This is a genomic window from Paenibacillus sp. FSL R5-0345 (genome assembly GCF_000758585.1).
Taxonomy (GTDB): Bacteria; Bacillota; Bacilli; order Paenibacillales; family Paenibacillaceae; genus Paenibacillus_AQ.
Genome location: NZ_CP009281.1, coordinates 6,420,551 through 6,437,453, shown reverse-complemented (window position 1 = coordinate 6,437,453; position 16,903 = coordinate 6,420,551). Strand labels below are relative to the sequence as shown.

At 43.8% G+C, this 16,903-nt stretch carries 14 protein-coding genes; 9 read left to right on the top strand and 5 right to left on the bottom strand.

Annotated features, from left to right (window positions below):
* Positions 1–26: 26 nt before the first annotated feature.
* Positions 27–1,040 (bottom strand): zinc-dependent alcohol dehydrogenase family protein, encoded by a 1,014-nt coding sequence (locus R50345_RS28425; protein ID WP_042131446.1) that lies wholly within the window; start codon positions 1,038–1,040, stop codon positions 27–29.
* Between the two features lie 114 nt (positions 1,041–1,154).
* Between R50345_RS28425 and R50345_RS28420 the strand changes: the two genes are divergently transcribed.
* From R50345_RS28420 to R50345_RS28405, 4 genes are all read left to right on the top strand, one after another.
* Entirely contained in the window at positions 1,155–1,547 is a 393-nt protein-coding gene (locus R50345_RS28420) for a winged helix-turn-helix transcriptional regulator (RefSeq protein WP_042131445.1), read from the top strand.
* 200 nt (positions 1,548–1,747) lie between these two features.
* Positions 1,748–2,548, top strand: a complete 801-nt coding sequence (locus R50345_RS28415; protein ID WP_042131444.1) for an ABC transporter ATP-binding protein — start codon at positions 1,748–1,750, stop codon at positions 2,546–2,548.
* Positions 2,541–4,199, top strand: coding sequence for a hypothetical protein (locus R50345_RS28410; protein WP_042131443.1), 1,659 nt, complete (start codon positions 2,541–2,543; stop codon positions 4,197–4,199). Before R50345_RS28415 ends, R50345_RS28410 begins: the two co-directional genes overlap by 8 nt.
* Positions 4,200–4,428: 229 nt before the next feature.
* On the top strand, positions 4,429–6,219 hold the full coding sequence (locus R50345_RS28405; RefSeq protein ID WP_042131442.1) for a putative bifunctional diguanylate cyclase/phosphodiesterase: 1,791 nt from the start codon (positions 4,429–4,431) through the stop codon (positions 6,217–6,219).
* Between the two features lie 92 nt (positions 6,220–6,311).
* Here R50345_RS28405 and R50345_RS28400 read toward each other — a convergent pair whose 3' ends face one another.
* Positions 6,312–8,006, bottom strand: a complete 1,695-nt coding sequence (locus R50345_RS28400; RefSeq protein ID WP_042131441.1) for a methyl-accepting chemotaxis protein — start codon at positions 8,004–8,006, stop codon at positions 6,312–6,314.
* Between the two features lie 247 nt (positions 8,007–8,253).
* Between R50345_RS28400 and R50345_RS28395 the strand changes: the two genes are divergently transcribed.
* The gene (locus tag R50345_RS28395; protein ID WP_081389929.1) at positions 8,254–8,685 is read left to right on the top strand and encodes a MarR family winged helix-turn-helix transcriptional regulator; all 432 of its coding nucleotides are present in this window, start codon (positions 8,254–8,256) and stop codon (positions 8,683–8,685) included.
* 85 nt (positions 8,686–8,770) lie between these two features.
* On the opposite strand, the gene R50345_RS28390 is transcribed toward R50345_RS28395, so the two are convergent.
* Positions 8,771–10,630, bottom strand: a complete 1,860-nt coding sequence (locus R50345_RS28390; protein ID WP_042131440.1) for an LTA synthase family protein — start codon at positions 10,628–10,630, stop codon at positions 8,771–8,773.
* A 283-nt stretch (positions 10,631–10,913) separates the two neighbouring features.
* Between R50345_RS28390 and R50345_RS28385 the strand changes: the two genes are divergently transcribed.
* Positions 10,914–13,226, top strand: coding sequence for a helicase C-terminal domain-containing protein (locus tag R50345_RS28385; protein WP_042131439.1), 2,313 nt, complete (start codon positions 10,914–10,916; stop codon positions 13,224–13,226).
* Between the two features lie 53 nt (positions 13,227–13,279).
* Positions 13,280–14,248 carry a Gfo/Idh/MocA family protein gene (locus R50345_RS28380; protein WP_042131437.1) on the top strand — a complete coding sequence of 323 codons (969 nt, stop codon included), beginning with the start codon at positions 13,280–13,282 and terminating at the stop codon, positions 14,246–14,248.
* Between the two features lie 76 nt (positions 14,249–14,324).
* Here the strand turns inward: R50345_RS28380 and R50345_RS28375 are convergent, their stop codons facing one another.
* A complete protein-coding gene (locus R50345_RS28375) occupies positions 14,325–15,008 on the bottom strand; it encodes a CidB/LrgB family autolysis modulator (protein WP_042131436.1) in 684 nt (227 codons plus the stop codon).
* Positions 15,002–15,376, bottom strand: a complete 375-nt coding sequence (locus tag R50345_RS28370; protein ID WP_042131435.1) for a CidA/LrgA family protein — start codon at positions 15,374–15,376, stop codon at positions 15,002–15,004. The genes R50345_RS28375 and R50345_RS28370 overlap by 7 nt, the downstream gene beginning before the upstream one ends.
* Positions 15,377–15,488: 112 nt before the next feature.
* Here R50345_RS28370 and cidR point away from each other — a divergent pair, with 112 nt between their 5' ends.
* Both cidR and R50345_RS28360 read left to right on the top strand, forming a co-directional pair.
* Positions 15,489–16,394 (top strand): cidABC operon transcriptional activator CidR, encoded by a 906-nt coding sequence (gene cidR, locus R50345_RS28365; protein WP_042131434.1) that lies wholly within the window; start codon positions 15,489–15,491, stop codon positions 16,392–16,394.
* 139 nt (positions 16,395–16,533) lie between these two features.
* Entirely contained in the window at positions 16,534–16,803 is a 270-nt protein-coding gene (locus R50345_RS28360) for an aspartyl-phosphate phosphatase Spo0E family protein (protein ID WP_042131433.1), read from the top strand.
* The last annotated feature ends 100 nt before the right edge of the window (positions 16,804–16,903 follow it).

Sequence of the window (16,903 nt, the reverse complement as noted above, 5' to 3'; positions counted from 1 at the left end):
TGCAAAAAAGCAGGGGGTTTCTAATCTTAAAATTTAATGCAAATTTTTCCGAAGGTTGAACCCTTTGCTAAGTATTGCAATGCTTCAATAGAATGTTCAAATGGAAATACAGCATCAATGATCGGGCGAAGTCCATTTTGTTCGATCGCACGATTCATCGTCTCAAACATGTCACGGCTTCCAACATTGATGGCTTGAAGGCGCGCTTTTCTCAGAATTGCAGGGATAAGTTCAAAGCCTTCCACCTCGAACCCCGACAGACCGCCTATCAGACTGATCCTTCCACCCACCCGCAGCGCCCCGATTGATTTATTTAATGTGGAAGATCCACCGAGATCAACAATATGGTCTGCTCCGCGTCCCCCTGTCAGCTCAAGAACAGCCTTATCCCATTCAGGGGTTGTTAAATAATTGACACCAAAATCTGCTCCCAATCCCTTGGCCCGCTTAAGCTTCTCATCGCTGCTAGATGTGATGATCACCTGTGCACCGTGAAGCTTGGCAAATTGAAGTGCGAATAACGAAACTCCGCCTGTTCCTTGGATCACTACAGTCTCTCCGGCTTTCACCTTTCCTTCTTCAACAATAGCATGCCATGCTGTAACACCTGCACAAGGAAGTGTTGCCGCTTCTTCATCTGTCAAAAGATCTGGCACACGAACCAACCCCTTCTCGGGAAGTACAACATATTCTGCTAGTAGCCCATCAAGCGGACTTCCTAGCGAGCTCACCCAATTTTCTTGTGAAGGTTCTCCCGTAATCCAGCTTTGAGTAAAAATACCGCTCACCCGATCACCAATCTTGAATCGGGACGTATGCTCACCTAAGGCGACAACTTCACCCACACCGTCCGATACCGGGATTAATGGTGAGCTCAAAATCGGGTTATAAAAGCCATCAATCACACCTAAATCCCTAGCGTTAAGGGAAACTGCCCGCATTTTTATACGAACTTCACCAGGACCAGGATTAGGAATTGGACGTTCGGCTGTTTTCAGGTGATCTAGGCCAAATTCACTTTGAATTTCGTATACTTTCATGAGCAATCTCTCCTTTTTGAAGTGCATAGACATACAATAATCCATAAACTACACTTAAGTAAGAAGGCACTTTATAGTGTCCAGGGAACCAAAAAGTGCATAGGAGGACTTCATATGAACCATCCATTTTCGACGAATGCCGTAGAGCCTGATATCTCGTTATCGATTTGTGGGTACAGTAAGGTCCTTGACATCATCTCTAATAAATGGACAGCTTTGGTCATCTATGCCATGGAAGATGGAATCATTCGTTACAGTGATATCAGAAGAAGAATTGAGGGCATCTCTAAAAAAATGCTAACTCAAACATTGCGGCAACTGGAACGAGATGGGCTCGTCCAGCGCGAGATCACACCATCCGTCCCGCCCATTGTAGAGTATTCTCTAACTCCTTTAGGGGAATCATTACTTGAACCTATGAGAGCGTTAAATCAGTGGACGAGTAAAAATTACGAATTGGTTCAACAGGCTAGAGCTTCATATGATCAAGTGGATCAAGCGGAATAATTCGCGGGGGATGATCTCTACACTTTAAGGGGGAACCAAGGGTTCTCCCTTTTGTGCTGAAAAGGGCATTAGCATTCATAGATATAAGATTAGTGAGTTAAATTATGGAGTGGGATTCAGTTGAATGATACAATTATTGTAATTTTATGAAATAGTAATTTTTAACATCGTCAATTAGTCGCTAGAGAGGGGATTAGGATATGGGCCTTGCTGATGATCCAGTCATTGCGATTTCTGGTTTATGGATGAACTACACTGATCGAATGGTGCTAAAGGGCATTGACCTTAAGGTATACAGAGGACAAATCATTGGCTATATCGGCCCTAACGGTGCAGGAAAGAGTACAACTGTTAAGATTATGCTCGGTCTGGTAGAAGGTTATAACGGCAAAGTAGAGATTTTCGGCAGGGATATTGCTGATGGAGATGTCTCTTATAAGAAAAGAATAGGTTATGTGCCGGAGGTCGCTGAATTATATGATAGCCTCACCGCTAGAGAGTATTTAACCTTTGTAGGCGAGTTGTATGGATTGAAGCGCAGTGATGTCGACTATAAAGCTGGAAAATTAATGGCCTTGCTAGGTCTTGAGAAAGCTTATGATTCGCGGATCGCAACCTTCTCCAAAGGGATGAAACAAAAGGTACTGCTGATCTCCAGCATGCTTCATGATCCCGATATTTTATTCCTAGATGAACCGCTGAGCGGTCTGGATGCTAACAGTGTAATGGTAGTAAAGGAGATTTTTGCATCTTTGGCGGCACGGGGCAAGACCATTTTCTATTCTTCACACATCATGGATGTAGTTGAGAAGATCAGTAGCCGGATTGTTTTGATCGATGGTGGAGATATCGTGGCGGATGGGAGCTTTGCTGAGCTAAGAGAGAAGGGCCGCGAAGGGTCGCTTGAGGATATTTTTAATCAATTAACTGGATTTGATAAATACCGTGATATTGCTGGGGAATTTGTTGCGGTTATGCAAGAGGTATCCTCTCATGACTGATTTCTATGTGCTGAAGCTTCTGGATAAGCTGCGGGGTGGGTTTAGCCGAATCGGTGTTGATTATGACGTGATGCGAAGTATTCTACAGGTCAAATTAACGATGGACGGTAGAAGAACACCAACAGTGCTTGGTGGAATGCAGAAAAAGGAGGAGAAGAAAGAGGGCTCCCCGCTGCGTGTGCAATGGATTTATTTACTTTTTGGCGTCATGTTAATTCCTCTTATGATGTTAACGGGCAACTATATGCTGCAGATGAGTCTAGTGTTTGGTGTAGTGATGTTTATGATTACGACCACACTGATCTCTGATTTCTCTTCCGTAATGCTTGATCTTCGGGATAAAAACATACTGGCCTCCAAGCCAGTGAACCGCCGTACCTTGAACATGGCGAAGAGCATCCACATTCTCATTTATTTATTTTCAGTGACGCTGACCTTGACCGGACCTTCGCTGATTTTGTGCCTGTTCAAACAGGGAGTACTATTTTTTCTAATATATGCTGTTGAGATCATTCTGATGGACTGCTTTATTCTCGTCATTACGGCGCTGCTGTATTTACTGATCATGAAGTTTTTTGACGGGGAGAAACTCAAGGATATTATTAATTATGTACAGATCATTTTGACTATAGGGATTACAGTAGGGTATCAGCTCGTTGTTAGACTGTTCGATATTGCTGAACTGAGCCTCTCTTTTAAACCGGCATGGTGGCAGTATTTGATTTCTCCGGTTTGGTTTGCAGCTCCATTTGAGATGTTGATTGGCGGAGCGAGAGACACACACTTCGTGGTGCTTTCGGCGTTAGCTTTAGTAATTCCGGTTCTGCTGATTGCGGCTTATATTAAGCTGATGCCTTTATTCGAAAAGAGCTTACAGAAGCTTTCAGAGCAAGGCAACGTTGGTAAAAGTAACGACCGAATGGTGGACTGGTTGTCAAAAATAACTTGTAACAACCCGGTAGAGGGCATGTTCTTTCGTTTTAGCTGGTCAATGATGAGGAATGAACGTGACTTCAAGTTAAAGGTCTATCCGGCAATCGGCTATTCAATCGTCTTCCCGTTCATTTTTATATTTGGGATCTTTTGGGATGGTAATGCATCCACTATTAAGGATTCAAACACATATCTGATGATCTACTTCGGTGCGACGTTACTTCAGACGGTTGTCCTAATGCTAAGGTACTCTGCGAATTATAAAGGTTCTTGGATTTATAAGCTGATTCCTCTACCGAACACCGCACCTATATATCGTGGAATGCTTAAGGCAGCGATTGTTCGCTTACTAGTCCCTTTATTCGCTATAGAAGCGATAGTATATCTTTGGTTGTTTGGGTCGCGGATTGTGCCGGATTTAGTAGTAGTGCTATTCGCGATGCTGATCTATGCGGTCATTTGCTTCCGTTCTTATCCCCCAGTATTACCTTTCTCAGAGCGTTATGAGGCAGCTAAACAGAAGGATTACACCGCAAACTCCTTTGGGTTGTTATTCTTGTTGATGGGGATGGCAGGTATACATTATGTTTTCACTTTGTTTACGGGTGGAGTTTATATTTACTTGTTTGTTCTGGTAGTTTTGAATCTATGGATATGGCGAATTACCTTTCCAAAAAACGTATCGCCAACAAGTCATAGTTCAAATTTTCCGGCCTGAGTGGTTGTGTCAAATATGGACATTTTTTGCGTAATAAAAAAGGGTATAAATTCCAGTATTTACTTAGACAATCTTCTGAATACAGAGTAGAATACATCTAAAGTTTCTTTTTTGGGGATCACCTATAATCTTTACGCACTCTTCCATATTTGATATTCGTGTACGGATTGTTTACTTGAGAAATACGCTGGGCGATTACGGGATTCAAAACCGGTGAAGAGGTTAACTAATGGATAAAATGGGAATCCACTTTAATGTTTGGGTTGTTTTACTATCATTGGCGTTAGTGGCGACAGCTGCTTATTCCGCACTGAATCTGATTGCGCAAGTTTCCGGTTCTAACGGCAAAGTTCGACGCTTATGGCTGTTTTCGGGGGCTTTTGTGCTTGGTAGTGGTATTTGGGTGCTACATTATGTTGGGATCATGGCGAGCTATTTACCCTTTGAAGTTAATTACTATCCGGGTAGATCTATACTGTCGCTATTGGTTGGTGTGTTGTTCTGTTATTTGGCATTCCATATAACGTCTGATACACGTTTGGGAGTATGGCGCTTAATAGTAGGCGGTATTCTTTTGGGTAGCGGAATTTCGGCCATGCATTACATCGGGTTGTTTTCTTTAAGGATCGGGGCAAAGGTTTATTATGATGTGTGGACTCAAGGTGCAGCCGTAGCTCTTGTTGTAGTATCCGCTTATCTTGGATTATTGATGTTTTATAAGTTTAAGGCATGCGCGGGGAGAATGGACTATCAAGATTCATTAACAGAGCTGCCGAATCGACATGGATTGGAACACTATTTTAAAAATGAATTTTTCGGAAGTAGATCGGGTGCTGTTTTTTTTGTGGATCTGGATCGCTTTAAATCGATTAACGATACGCTTGGACATGATATAGGGGATATGTTACTGCAGGAGGTTGCTGTAAGATTAATTCGTTCTGTAAGAGATAAGGGGAAGGTCTTCCGTTTAGGCGGCGATGAATTCTTGATTGCTCTCCCAGATTGCACGTTGGAAAATGCGCAGTTAGAGGCAGAACGTATTATGCATGAACTTAAGAGATTCTATCGTATTCAGGGCAACGAGCTCTATGTTACTGCAAGCATTGGAATCAGTATGACACCTTTGCATGGGACTGATCGCTCAACGCTAATGAAAGCTGCGGATACGGCTCTTTATACTTCTAAGGATTCGGGTAAGAACAAGTTCAGTGTGTTTGATCAGGAAGCTAATCGCCATCAGCTGCGACGGATGTCGCTAGAAAAAGATCTTCGTAAAGCGTTAGCTCGTTCTGAGTTTATGGTGGTGTATCAGCCCAAATGGGATTCCTATATGAATGTTACTGTAGGTCTTGAAGCATTGCTGCGCTGGAGACACCCAGAGCATGGGATCATTTCACCAGCTGAATTCATTCCTATTGCAGAGGAAACCGGACTAATCGTTCCGATTACCTATTGGATGCTGCATGATGTGTGCAGCCAGAACAAGTTCTGGCATAAGGAAGAGATAGCTAACGTACCGGTATCAATTAATATGTCCGCAAGGATGTTTGAGGATGGAAGTCTATACGATGTTGTATCGGAAGCACTCACATGTTCAGAATTAGAACCACACTTCCTCGAACTGGAGATTACAGAGTCCATTGCGATGCATAACATGAAAGAGACGGTTGCGCAGTTGTCCAGACTTCGGATGCTTGGAGTAAGAGTATCATTGGATGACTTTGGGACAGGCTTCTCCTCCCTTGGTAATTTGGATGAGATCCCAGTCAACACACTCAAGATTGATCAAGTATTTATTCGTAACAGCAAGATGCACTCCAAGAAAGCTATTATCAGCAATATTATTGCGATTGCGACCCATCTGAATATGGAAGTCGTGGCAGAAGGTGTGGAGACACCAGAGCAGATTGAATTGCTGAAATCACTGGGTTGTAGAGTCATGCAGGGTTATTATTACGGCCGGCCGATGCCTGTACATGAGCTGGGTGAGTGGTTTATAGCGAATACGGCAGCGTCGTAATCTCAATACATAGAAGAGGGGCTAGCGACCAAGCAGAATTTCTCTGCTTGGTCGCTAGCCCCTTTAAGGTTAAGAACTTACATGAATAAAGATTATACTTTGAAACGTTCGATAAGAATCTGCAGCTTCTCCGCTAACGAAGACAAGAAACCAGCAGCCGATTCCACTTCTTCCATTGCTGCGAGCTGCTCTTGTGAGGATGCGGATAAGGTTTCTGCACCGCTTGCTGTCTGATTAGCGACGTCTACAATATTCTGTAGAGTAGTAACGAGACCATCGGAGATGGAGGCTAGCTCGCGGACTGTTCCGGAAATCTGCTGACTTTGTGAAGCCATCCCAGAGACAGACATCTCAATCTCGGAGAAGGATTGACCTGCAGTTACGATTAATTCCCGGCCTTGATCCATCTCTTCTGTAGAGCGCTTCATGGTTTCTCCTGCTTGGTCCATCTGATTTACGATGATGCTTACGAGTTGTCCGATTTGAGCAGCTGATTGGGCGGATCGCTCGGCAAGCTTGCGTACGGATTGTGCAACTACTGCAAAGCCTCTTCCCTCTTCTCCGGCTCTTGCAGCTTCAATGGCTGCATTCAGCGACAGCAGGTTGGTTTCTTCTGCGATGCTCGCAATCGTGCCCACAATATTCTCAATTTCCTTGGAGTAGCCGCCCAAGGTTTCAATAATGACAGCTAAATCAGTGATGCTGTCACTGACGATGCCCATCTGTTGTGTAGTAGAATCCATTGCTTCTCGACCTGTACGAGCCTTTTCGGCGTTACTGGTAGCGTTATTCATTGCGTTATCAGCATTTCCTGCAATCTCTGTAATGAAGTGTGACAAGTCTTGTACAGACTTATATCCACCCTCCAAATTTTGCAATTGTGTATTAGCTCCATCGGCAAGTTCAATCGAAACGTTGACACTGTACTCACCAGCACGGTTAGTTTCCTGTGCACTGGCAGAGAGCTCTTCGGATGAAGACGCCACCTGCATGGAGGTTTCATTAACTTCGGTAATGAGCATGCGCAAGCTCTGCGTCATGCCGTTGAAATTTCGAGCTAGTGTACCAATCTCATCCTTGCTGTTGAATGAAATAGGATCATGAGTAAGATCACCCTGTGCAACAAGATTTACACCTCTGGATAGCTTCGTTAGTGGACTTACCATTCGGCGGATTAAGAGATATGCTGCCACAATAGCAATAACTAGAATGGAAGTCCCGATAATAAAAGGCTGAACAATGATGTCTCGGGTCCGTTCTTGAATTAACGGGCCATCGAAGTTAATAGCCATTAGAGCGACTATAGGCTTGGAGGGGTCATGATCTTGATAGATGGGGCCGTAGCCCGTCTTGAGTGAGGTACCTTCGTATGTATAAACCTTGGAGTATGCGGAATGCTTAGACTTAGTAATCATTTGCTTCTCTTCATCTGAGAAATAAAAAGTGTCGCCTGCTTTATAACCTCTTGCTTTGAAGCTTGAATCTGCGGCGAGGATCTTTCCATCTAGCGATAAAATGAACGCCTCTTTAAAAATAGCCTTATGTGCCACAATCCAACCGATCCGGTCCTCGACAGCCTCCAGTTTGCTTTGATCTCCTGCAATTAATGCGGTAATGTCTGATGGGTCAATCAGCCCGGTTGTAATATTGGCGCATCCTACCAATTCAATACCTGCAGCTTCGTCTACTTGCTTGTACGCAGTACGGTATCCGAAGAACCCGATGGATGATCCAACAAGAAGTAACACGATGAACATCATCCAAGTTAATTTAGTTGCCAATTTCATTCTTTGCACCAACCTTGACAAATTATGTTTTCGGTGACAATCGCTCTCACTGCTACGATTATAGCGTATCGTTAGGCCTAGAACCTTACATGGAATATAGTATTTTTGTGTCGGATATTGTAAATTGGTGGATAAATTATGGAAATAAACGTGATTATGAAATCTTTAGTAGACAAAAGCATTGAATCCTAACCAGTTCTAGTGGTACGCTTGAGTTATTAAAAACGGATTGGGAGTTGAATTAAGGATGCCGCATCAATTAGATCCGTTAATAGAGCGTCTTGGATTATCCATGTGGAGAGTACAGCGAAAGATAATGTCTCAAATGTCATTGCATAAAGAACTTGGACTTACCGTACCTCAGATGGGTCTGTTAAATATAGTAGCGAAAGAGAAAAAGTCGCGGGTGGTACAACTGGCGGAGTCTATGGAGGTCAAATCCAGTGCCATTACTGTGATGCTCGATCGCCTGGAAGCGCTGGGTTTTATTAAGCGTGAGACGGATGGATCGGACCGGAGAGCGGTTGTGGTGACCATCACCGAGCAAGGTCAGCAAATACTTGAAGAAGGACATTTCCGTTCAAAACAGTTGCTTGCTGAGCATTTATCTATACTGAAGCCGGAAGAGCTGCAAAAGTTTGCGGAATACTACCGTATGATCGAGGATCAGAAACGGTAAATCTCTGGCTCTATAGATACAGAAAGAAGGCCACCTTCTCCGGAGAGAAGGTGGCCTTCTTTTGTAATACATATCTTATGATGGCTTAGGGTTTAATTGGTTTGTCTGGCAGCTGCGTAATGTAGCTATGGGAAAGTTGTAGAAGTCTCAATGCTCGATTGTATTCATCCTCAGTGGCAGTCGGTGCTTTTCCATTGTAAATAGGATATTGGGTGTTATCTTCAAAGCTGTTACCCGGAATAAGTAGACCCGAGTTGGAGATGAAAGAACCAGAAGGTAAATAATATCGCTCTGGTAGCAAATTATAAGTCTGACTGAGTAGATCTTGACCGAAAACCAGGTTGTTCTCTAATGAAATTCCAAGAAGACCGGCAGCAGTTGGCATGATATCCACTTCGCCACCGACTTGTTCTAAGGTCTGTGGTGCTGTGTTGTCTCCTGCATGAATGAGCAACGGAATGTTTAACATATCCGCATAGGTATATTCATGACCATAGATTTCAGTCATTAATTGTTTATCATCATGATCGAGAGAATAAATTGGCAATCCCATATGATCACCATAAATCATGATCACGCTGTTGTCCCATACGCCATTTGCTTTAAGCTTTTCTACGAAATGTCCAAAAGCATCATCTGCATAGTTCTGGGAACGGATATAATCACCTACAAAAGTACCTTCGTAACGCTCTGGTAGCTTCATGCGGTATTTTTCCTCAGGGATCGTGAATGGATGATGCGCTGACATCGAAATGATCTGAGCATAGAAAGGTTGACCCTCGCTATTCATGTCTTTCAGCTTGTCGGCTGTTTTACTATATAGCGTATCATCAGAAGCCCCAAAGAAGAAAACATCATCTTCACCGAAAAACTTACGATCATAATAATGGTCGAAGCCCAGCGAGTCATACAGCTCACCACGGTTCCAGAACTCTACGACATTGGTGTGGAAGGTTGCGGTCTGATAGCCATTGTCTTTAAGCAAGCGCGGCAGACTTGGAAGCACCTTATCCACATAAGACATGGTTGCCGCTCCACGTGGAGGGATGTAGGCGGAAGTGTTCACTACGAACTCCGCATCCGACGTATTCCCTTGACCAACCATTTGATAGAAATTAGGGAAGTAGAGACTATCCTTCATCACCTTGTTCAAGTTCGGTGTGATCTCTTGCCCGTCTAGCTTAAGGCCCAGCAAAAAGTTCTGGAAGGATTCCAATTGAATGATAATTAGATTCTTGCCTTTAGCGATGCCATGAAGTGGAGAACTAGCCGCAGTATCAATTCCCTTCACTTGGTTGATGGCATCCTGTGTAATATCACTTGATTGCACAAGCTCCGGTTCTTCTTTCGCAAAAATCGTATAGGCTTCATAATTAAGAATACCCATCTCCTGAGCTTTCTTAATTTCGTTCATACTAGCCTTATTAGGCAAAATGTTGAACAAGCATATACCAAGTGAGACTGCGAATAGAACACTATATTTTATTTTTCCGTTACGACGGTTGATATTTTCTTTCTTATAGACCCGGCCTTTCTTATTAAAGAAGAAATAGCCTCCTAGGACAATGATATCTGTAAAAATCAGCAGGTAGTAAGGATCCATTAGTGAGAATACGCTGTTGCTGACGGCGGTGACTTGATTCACTTGCTCCGCCGCATGGTAAGTTACAATGACCCCATAATATTTAAAATACATGATAGCTGCGAAAAAGATAGCTGTTACTAATAAATTGACTGTCATGTAATATCCAAGCTTTCGTTTGGATGCGAACCGCTCAATAATACAGAAGAGCGCCCAGGCAAAAGGGATTTCTGTCAATAATGACTTCCAAGGCAATACATCATCAAAAATGACGCCCCAAGCCAAAAATGCTTTTAGAATAAAAAGTATTGTGAAAAACACAAAAGGTTTAATGATCCAACGTTTAATATTAAAGGATGACACAGCTTCCCCCTCTTTCTACATGATAAAACGCCATTTCCCAAATAGGACGAAACAGCGTCAAGACAAAGCGACTCCATAGTAATAAAATTTATTATGCAGGGCTAGCTGGAGAAAGTCAAAAAACGAAAATACAAGTATAAGCTTTGTGGAGCGCGTAAACTTGAATAGACATGGGTGAAAGATCATGTTTATGCTATCACATGGAGTTATATAACGATTAAAGGACCAAAATAGACATTGGGAATAAAAAGAATATATAGCTAATTAAGGGAGGTGAGGATTGATGGATCATACAATCACTCTATCCGTTAGAACTCTCGTTGAGTATGTCTTCCGCAGCGGTAGTATTGAGTCTGGATTTCATGGCACTGCCTCTATGGTTGAAGGTACACGAATTCATCAGAAGATTCAAAAGCAATATAAAGAAGGCGACCGCAAGGAGGTCTATCTGAGAACAGAAATCCCTTATGGTAGCTTACTCTATATAGTAGATGGGCGCTGTGATGGTTTGCTTATTTCGGAGGATGGGAGCCTTACGGTAGAAGAAATTAAATCAACCTCCGGACTGCTGGATATGCTGGACGAAGGACATGAGGTACATTGGGCACAGGCACTGATGTACGCATATATGGTGTCGCTGGAGCAGGAGCATTCTTCTATACAGGTAAAGCTTACCTATGTCCACCGGGCAACGGATGAGCAAAAAAGCTTGTACCGAACGTTGTCTTTAGAAGAATTGACCTCATTCGCTAATGAGACTGTGGCCAGATATGCTCCATATGCCGAGATGATGGTTCGTCATGATACAAAAAAGGAGCAGAGCCTTCGTGAGTTGAGTTTTCCGTTTCCTTCCTATCGAAAGGGTCAACGGCATTTTGCCGGAGCGGTGTACAAATCCATTGTGGAAAAGGTCAGTCTGTTCGCTCAGGCGCCCACTGGTATCGGAAAAACTATGTCGACCTTATTCCCTGTCCTAAAAGCAATGGGCGAAGGACAAGCTAAAGGATTGTTCTATTTAACGGCTAAGACGGTTACCCGTTTTGCCGCGCAGGAAGCTATATCGCTGCTGCTGAAGCAGGGACTTCAGCTGCATGTCATCACACTTACCGCTAAAGAGAAGGCCTGTTTCCGAGAGGAAGGGATTTGCGGTAAGGATTCCTGTCCGTATTCGGATGGCTATTATGATCGGATTAACGATGCGGTAATGGATTTGCTAGAGCATGAGACATTGATGAGCAAAGACACCATAGCAATGTATGCTCACAAACATAAAGTGTGCCCGTTTGAGTTCTCGTTGGATGCTGCCTATGCCTGCGATGCGGTGATCTGTGATTACAATTATATATATGATCCTCGGATCAGCCTGAAACGGCTAACGGAAGAAAGAAAGAGAGAAACGGTGCTTCTAGTAGATGAAGCACATAATCTGGTAGACCGAGGAAGGGAGATGTTCTCCGCCTCTTTGCTGAAGGCGCCTTTTCTAGAGCTCCAGCGTCAGTACAAGGGTGTTAACGGAAATTTGAGTGCTGCAGCTAAATCGGTGAATGCCTTTTTCATCTCCCTTCGTAAAATATGTAATGATGAGGGGCAGGGACAATGGGCTGCGTTCCCGGAGGAGTTACCCGCTTTGCTTGAGACGTTCTCCTTGGAAGCGGAACAGGAGCTTATACATCCAAGCACCAGCATTGTTCCCCTGAATGGGGAAGCTGAAGGTGAGAATGTTCTCCTGGATACGTATTTTTCAGTGCAAGGGATGCTTCGTACCTTTAAAACTTACGATGAACGCTACATAACCTATGCTGAGGTACGGCGCGGTGATGTGTATCTCAAGCTATTCAATTTGGACCCTTCGCATTTGCTCCGGCAAATGTCCAAGAGCTTTCGAAGTCAGATTCTGTTCTCTGCTACGCTCTCTCCATTATCGTACTATCGGGATATGATTGGTGCAGTGGAGGAAGATTATAGTTTAACCGTCTCATCTCCTTTTCAGAAGGAGCAGTGGGAGGTGACTGTGCTGCCCGTCTCGACACGTTATCATGACCGGGAAGCGTCCCTCCTTCCGTTGACTCGGGCGTTGAACCAAATGGTTTCTAAGAAGGGCAATTATCTGGTGTTTTTTCCATCGTACCTTTATTTGCAAAATGTATATCAAGCCTTTACGGAGAATTACCCTGAAATACGGACTTTGATACAGGACACGGGCATGAGTGAGCAGGCTAGAGAAAGTTTTTTAGTTTCATTTCGTCCAGATAATGACGAGACACTGTTAGGATTTGCTGTACTAGGAGGGATTTTTTCAGAAGGTGTGGATCTGCCGGGAGACCGACTTAACGGGGTAATGGTTGTCGGTGTGGGTCTGCCACAGCTAGGTCTTGAGCGTAATCTCCTGCGTCAGTATTTTAATGGCAAAGGTAAGAATGGCTTTGATTATGCCTATGTCTACCCAGGAATGTGCAAGGTATTGCAAGCCGGAGGCAGGTTGATTCGCAGCGAGACGGACACAGGCATTATTGTGCTTGCAGATGATCGCTTTTTGCAGAGTCCTTATATGCATTTGCTTCCCGAGGAATGGAGAGATTATCTTATCCGCTCATAAGAGGGTATAATCTATGAAAAGGTATTCATAATCAATCGGCAGGAGGAAAAAGAATGACATTAAAAGTGGGTATTGTGGGTACGGGCTGGTTCTCTAAGGTACATGCTGATTTGCTGGCAGAGATGGATGATGTCCGTTTGCAGGCGGTCTGCGGAAGCAGTAAGGCTAAAGGCGAAGATATGGCACGCCCATACGATGCTGCTGGATATGGTGATATTACGGAGATGCTGGATGCGGAGAAGCTCGATGCTGTTTATATTTGTGTGCCTCCACAATCTCATGGCGCGATCGAACGATCATTAATCAAGAGGGATATTCCCTTTTTTATAGAAAAACCGCTTAGTATGACTACTGAAATTCCCGCAAGCCTACTTCAGGATATCAAAGAACATAATTTGTTAACCTCGGTAGGCTATCATTTTCGCTATCAGGAGAACATTAAACGTCTGAAAGAAACTTTGCGTGGTGACAAGGTCGGTATGATTATGGGGCAATGGATGGGCGGTATGCCAGGCGTAGCTTGGTGGCGTGATCAGAAGCAATCCGGAGGACAATTCACAGAGCAGACTACACATATCGTCGATTTGGTGCGCTATCTAGCCGGAGAGGTAAAGGAAGTCTACGGCATGTTCGGAAACCGGATTATGCATGAGCAGCATGAAGGTGTGAGCGTGGCAGATGTAGGCACCGTATCCTTGAAGCTTGAAAATGGAATTATTGCTAATATTTCAAATACATGCGTTTTACCTGATGAGGTGGGAAGTGTAGGTCTTAGCTTCTATAATGATCGGGGACTTTTGGACTGGAACCCGGATCGTCTCTTGGAAGTGCGAAGCGGCAATAGTACCGAATTTGAGAATACAGGAAATCCATATTTAGTAGAAAGTGAAGCCTTCATACATGCTGTACGGACGGGCGATCGCTCGCGCATTTTATGCGACTATGAGGATGGATACAAAACCCTTAAAGTCACCTGTGCAGCCTACGATTCAGCGCAAAGCGGATTGCCTGTTAAGTTCTAAGCTTCAATTCATAGAAAAAGGACATGCTACTTTAGATGTACTAAAGAGACATGCCCTTGGCCCAAGCTGGGTTAGCCTAGTGGAGGAATATCGCGAGCAAAGCTGGCGCCACGCCGATAGATAACAGCGCGGACAGAATCATCGCAATACTGGAGATGGTTCCGGTCAGTGAACTAAGCTCGAAGGCTTTGGATGTTCCTGTACCATGTGCAGCGGTTCCCAGCGATACACCGCGCGCAATTTCATTCTCAATGCGGAAGATACGAAGTACAGTAGGGCCCATCATTGTACCAAGTATCCCGGTAATAATGACGAAGACAGCCGTAATACTCGGTACACCACCGATACTTTGCGAGATGCTCATAGCGATCGGTGTGGTTACCGAACGTGGTACCAGACTAGCTGCCAGGTCGCCGCTAACATGCAGCCATTTGGCCAGCAGAATGGAAGAAATCACCGCAACTATCGTCCCTGATAGCACGCCTGCCGCAATTTCGGCGGCGTGCTTTTTGAGTACCTTGAAGTTCTTATGCAAAGGGATGGCAAAGGCCATGGTTGCCGGTTGCAGCAAATCCGTCAGCCATTTTCCTCCCGCATTGTAAGAGTCATAAGTAATACCGGTTATGAGCAGTATGACGATCATAATCACCGGTGTGATGATTAATGGAGAGGTGTAGACTTTACCAGTAGAAGCATAGATACGTTTCGCGAGTAAATATACCGCGACCGTGAGACCAAAGAACAGCAGAGCGTTTAACATGATCCTTTCCGCTCCTTCGCTTTATAAATTCTACTGGTAAGTAATCCGGAACTGGCCATTACAACAAAAGTGCCCAAGACGACAACGGCAAGAATGCGTAATCCATCCGTTTCCAGAATATTAGCGTATTTCATTACACCTATAGCCGATGGAATGAAGAACAGTAGGAGCTCGGCGAGTAACCAAGAAGCGCCAACCTCTACCCAATTCAGACGAATAACACCGAACTCAAGCAGGAGAAACAATATAATCATTCCGAGTATGCTTCCGGGAATAGGGATATGCAATAATGGGGTCACAGCATTGATAAGTAAAGAGAATAATGTAAGTCCCGCTACCTGCAGCAAGCCTATAACAATCTTTTTCATAAGGCTTCGCTCCTTTCATGATAATGAAAGTTTACATCAATTGTTTTCATAGGTAAAATGAATAGATCGAATAAGTGACATTCCTTTTGTCTATGGATTAGGAGGCGAAACAATGGATATCCGGCAATTAGAATATTTCGTTCAAGCAGCAAGAATGAGAAGTTTCACCAGAGCTGCTGAATCACTATATATAACACAGCCTACGATCAGTAAAATGATCCGGAATATGGAGACCGAACTAGAGGCAGACTTGTTTTACCGTGAAGGAAAAAGTATAAGACTTACAGACGCGGGGGAAATTCTGTTCACCAAAGCGCAAAATATCGTGGAGTCTTTCGCTAGCTTATCTTCCGAACTGGATAACTTACGAAATCTGGAGCAGGGTCACATCCGTATAGGCTTACCTCCAATGGTAGGGGCGAGCTTTTTTCCATCGGTGATTGGTCAATTTCATAAACGTTATCCACAGGTTACGATTCGTCTCCATGAAGATGGGGCCAAAAAAGTGGAGGAAGATGTAGAAACGGGACTGCTGGACATTGGAATGGTCGTGTTGCCTGTGGATACAGCCAAACTTCATTGTTTCACCTTTGTTGAAGAGAAGCTGAATCTTATTTTGCCTATGGGACATCGGCTGGCCGAGGCGGAGCTTGTTCCGCTAAGTGAGCTGGCAGAAGAGGAGTTCGTGCTATTTCGAGAGGATTTCACGCTGCATGATCGGATTATTACGGAATGTGTGAAGGCTGGATTTCAGCCGAAGGTGATATATGAGAGTTCACAGTGGGATTTAATTAGCAAGATGGTAGCCGCGGGAATGGGGATCGCATTATTACCGGAAACCATTTGCCGTGACATGGACCGCTCGCGATTGGTAGTCATTCCTTTGACAGATCCGGTAATTCCGTGGCAGATTGCTATGGCATGGCGTAGAGACCGTTACTTATCTTTTGCAGCACGTGAATGGATTTCCTTTGCAAAGGGACTACTGAGAGAACAGTACCCTAATGAACTTCCCTAAGATTCAATGGATCACTCTGAATAAATAGTGATTTTATTATTGTAGATACAATGTATTTTTTTCTTTTTTTTTGAAAATATGTTTTTTGGTATCATGGATTATGATAGATGGAGAAGTTGATAGAGAGAAGGAGAGAGTTGTGACATTATATCAAGGTTCTTCCGAGAATATTTATAGAAGAGACTACAGAGAAGATGAACTGTTTGTGACTATAGAGAGCCTTAGATGTGAATTGCTGGAAGTTGCGGAGCAACGGAGTCTTAGTGACCATGCAGTATTAGAGCTAAGCGAGCGATTGGACAGCTATATTTTGCTGGCACAACATAAGATGATGGAGAATTTGCGTAGTCGCAAGTCAGGCGCAACGCCCTACGGCAGAAGCTCAAAAGCCGCTATTACAATAAGTTAAACTTCGATACATCCATAGAATTACACTATTACGAAGATCCAACCGATAAAGAGGAGAGAAATACGCTCCTCTTTTTGTCGTACAATCTATTGGTTGTACA

Coding starts and splice junctions, on each gene's coding strand:
- R50345_RS28425 (WP_042131446.1), bottom strand. CDS start 1,040: ATGAAAGTATACGAAATTCAAAGTGAATTTGGCCTAGATCACCTGAAA.
- R50345_RS28420 (WP_042131445.1), top strand. CDS start 1,155: ATGAACCATCCATTTTCGACGAATGCCGTAGAGCCTGATATCTCGTTA.
- R50345_RS28415 (WP_042131444.1), top strand. CDS start 1,748: ATGGGCCTTGCTGATGATCCAGTCATTGCGATTTCTGGTTTATGGATG.
- R50345_RS28410 (WP_042131443.1), top strand. CDS start 2,541: ATGACTGATTTCTATGTGCTGAAGCTTCTGGATAAGCTGCGGGGTGGG.
- R50345_RS28405 (WP_042131442.1), top strand. CDS start 4,429: ATGGATAAAATGGGAATCCACTTTAATGTTTGGGTTGTTTTACTATCA.
- R50345_RS28400 (WP_042131441.1), bottom strand. CDS start 8,006: ATGAAATTGGCAACTAAATTAACTTGGATGATGTTCATCGTGTTACTT.
- R50345_RS28395 (WP_081389929.1), top strand. CDS start 8,254: ATGCCGCATCAATTAGATCCGTTAATAGAGCGTCTTGGATTATCCATG.
- R50345_RS28385 (WP_042131439.1), top strand. CDS start 10,914: ATGGATCATACAATCACTCTATCCGTTAGAACTCTCGTTGAGTATGTC.
- R50345_RS28380 (WP_042131437.1), top strand. CDS start 13,280: ATGACATTAAAAGTGGGTATTGTGGGTACGGGCTGGTTCTCTAAGGTA.
- R50345_RS28375 (WP_042131436.1), bottom strand. CDS start 15,008: ATGTTAAACGCTCTGCTGTTCTTTGGTCTCACGGTCGCGGTATATTTA.
- R50345_RS28370 (WP_042131435.1), bottom strand. CDS start 15,376: ATGAAAAAGATTGTTATAGGCTTGCTGCAGGTAGCGGGACTTACATTA.
- cidR (WP_042131434.1), top strand. CDS start 15,489: ATGGATATCCGGCAATTAGAATATTTCGTTCAAGCAGCAAGAATGAGA.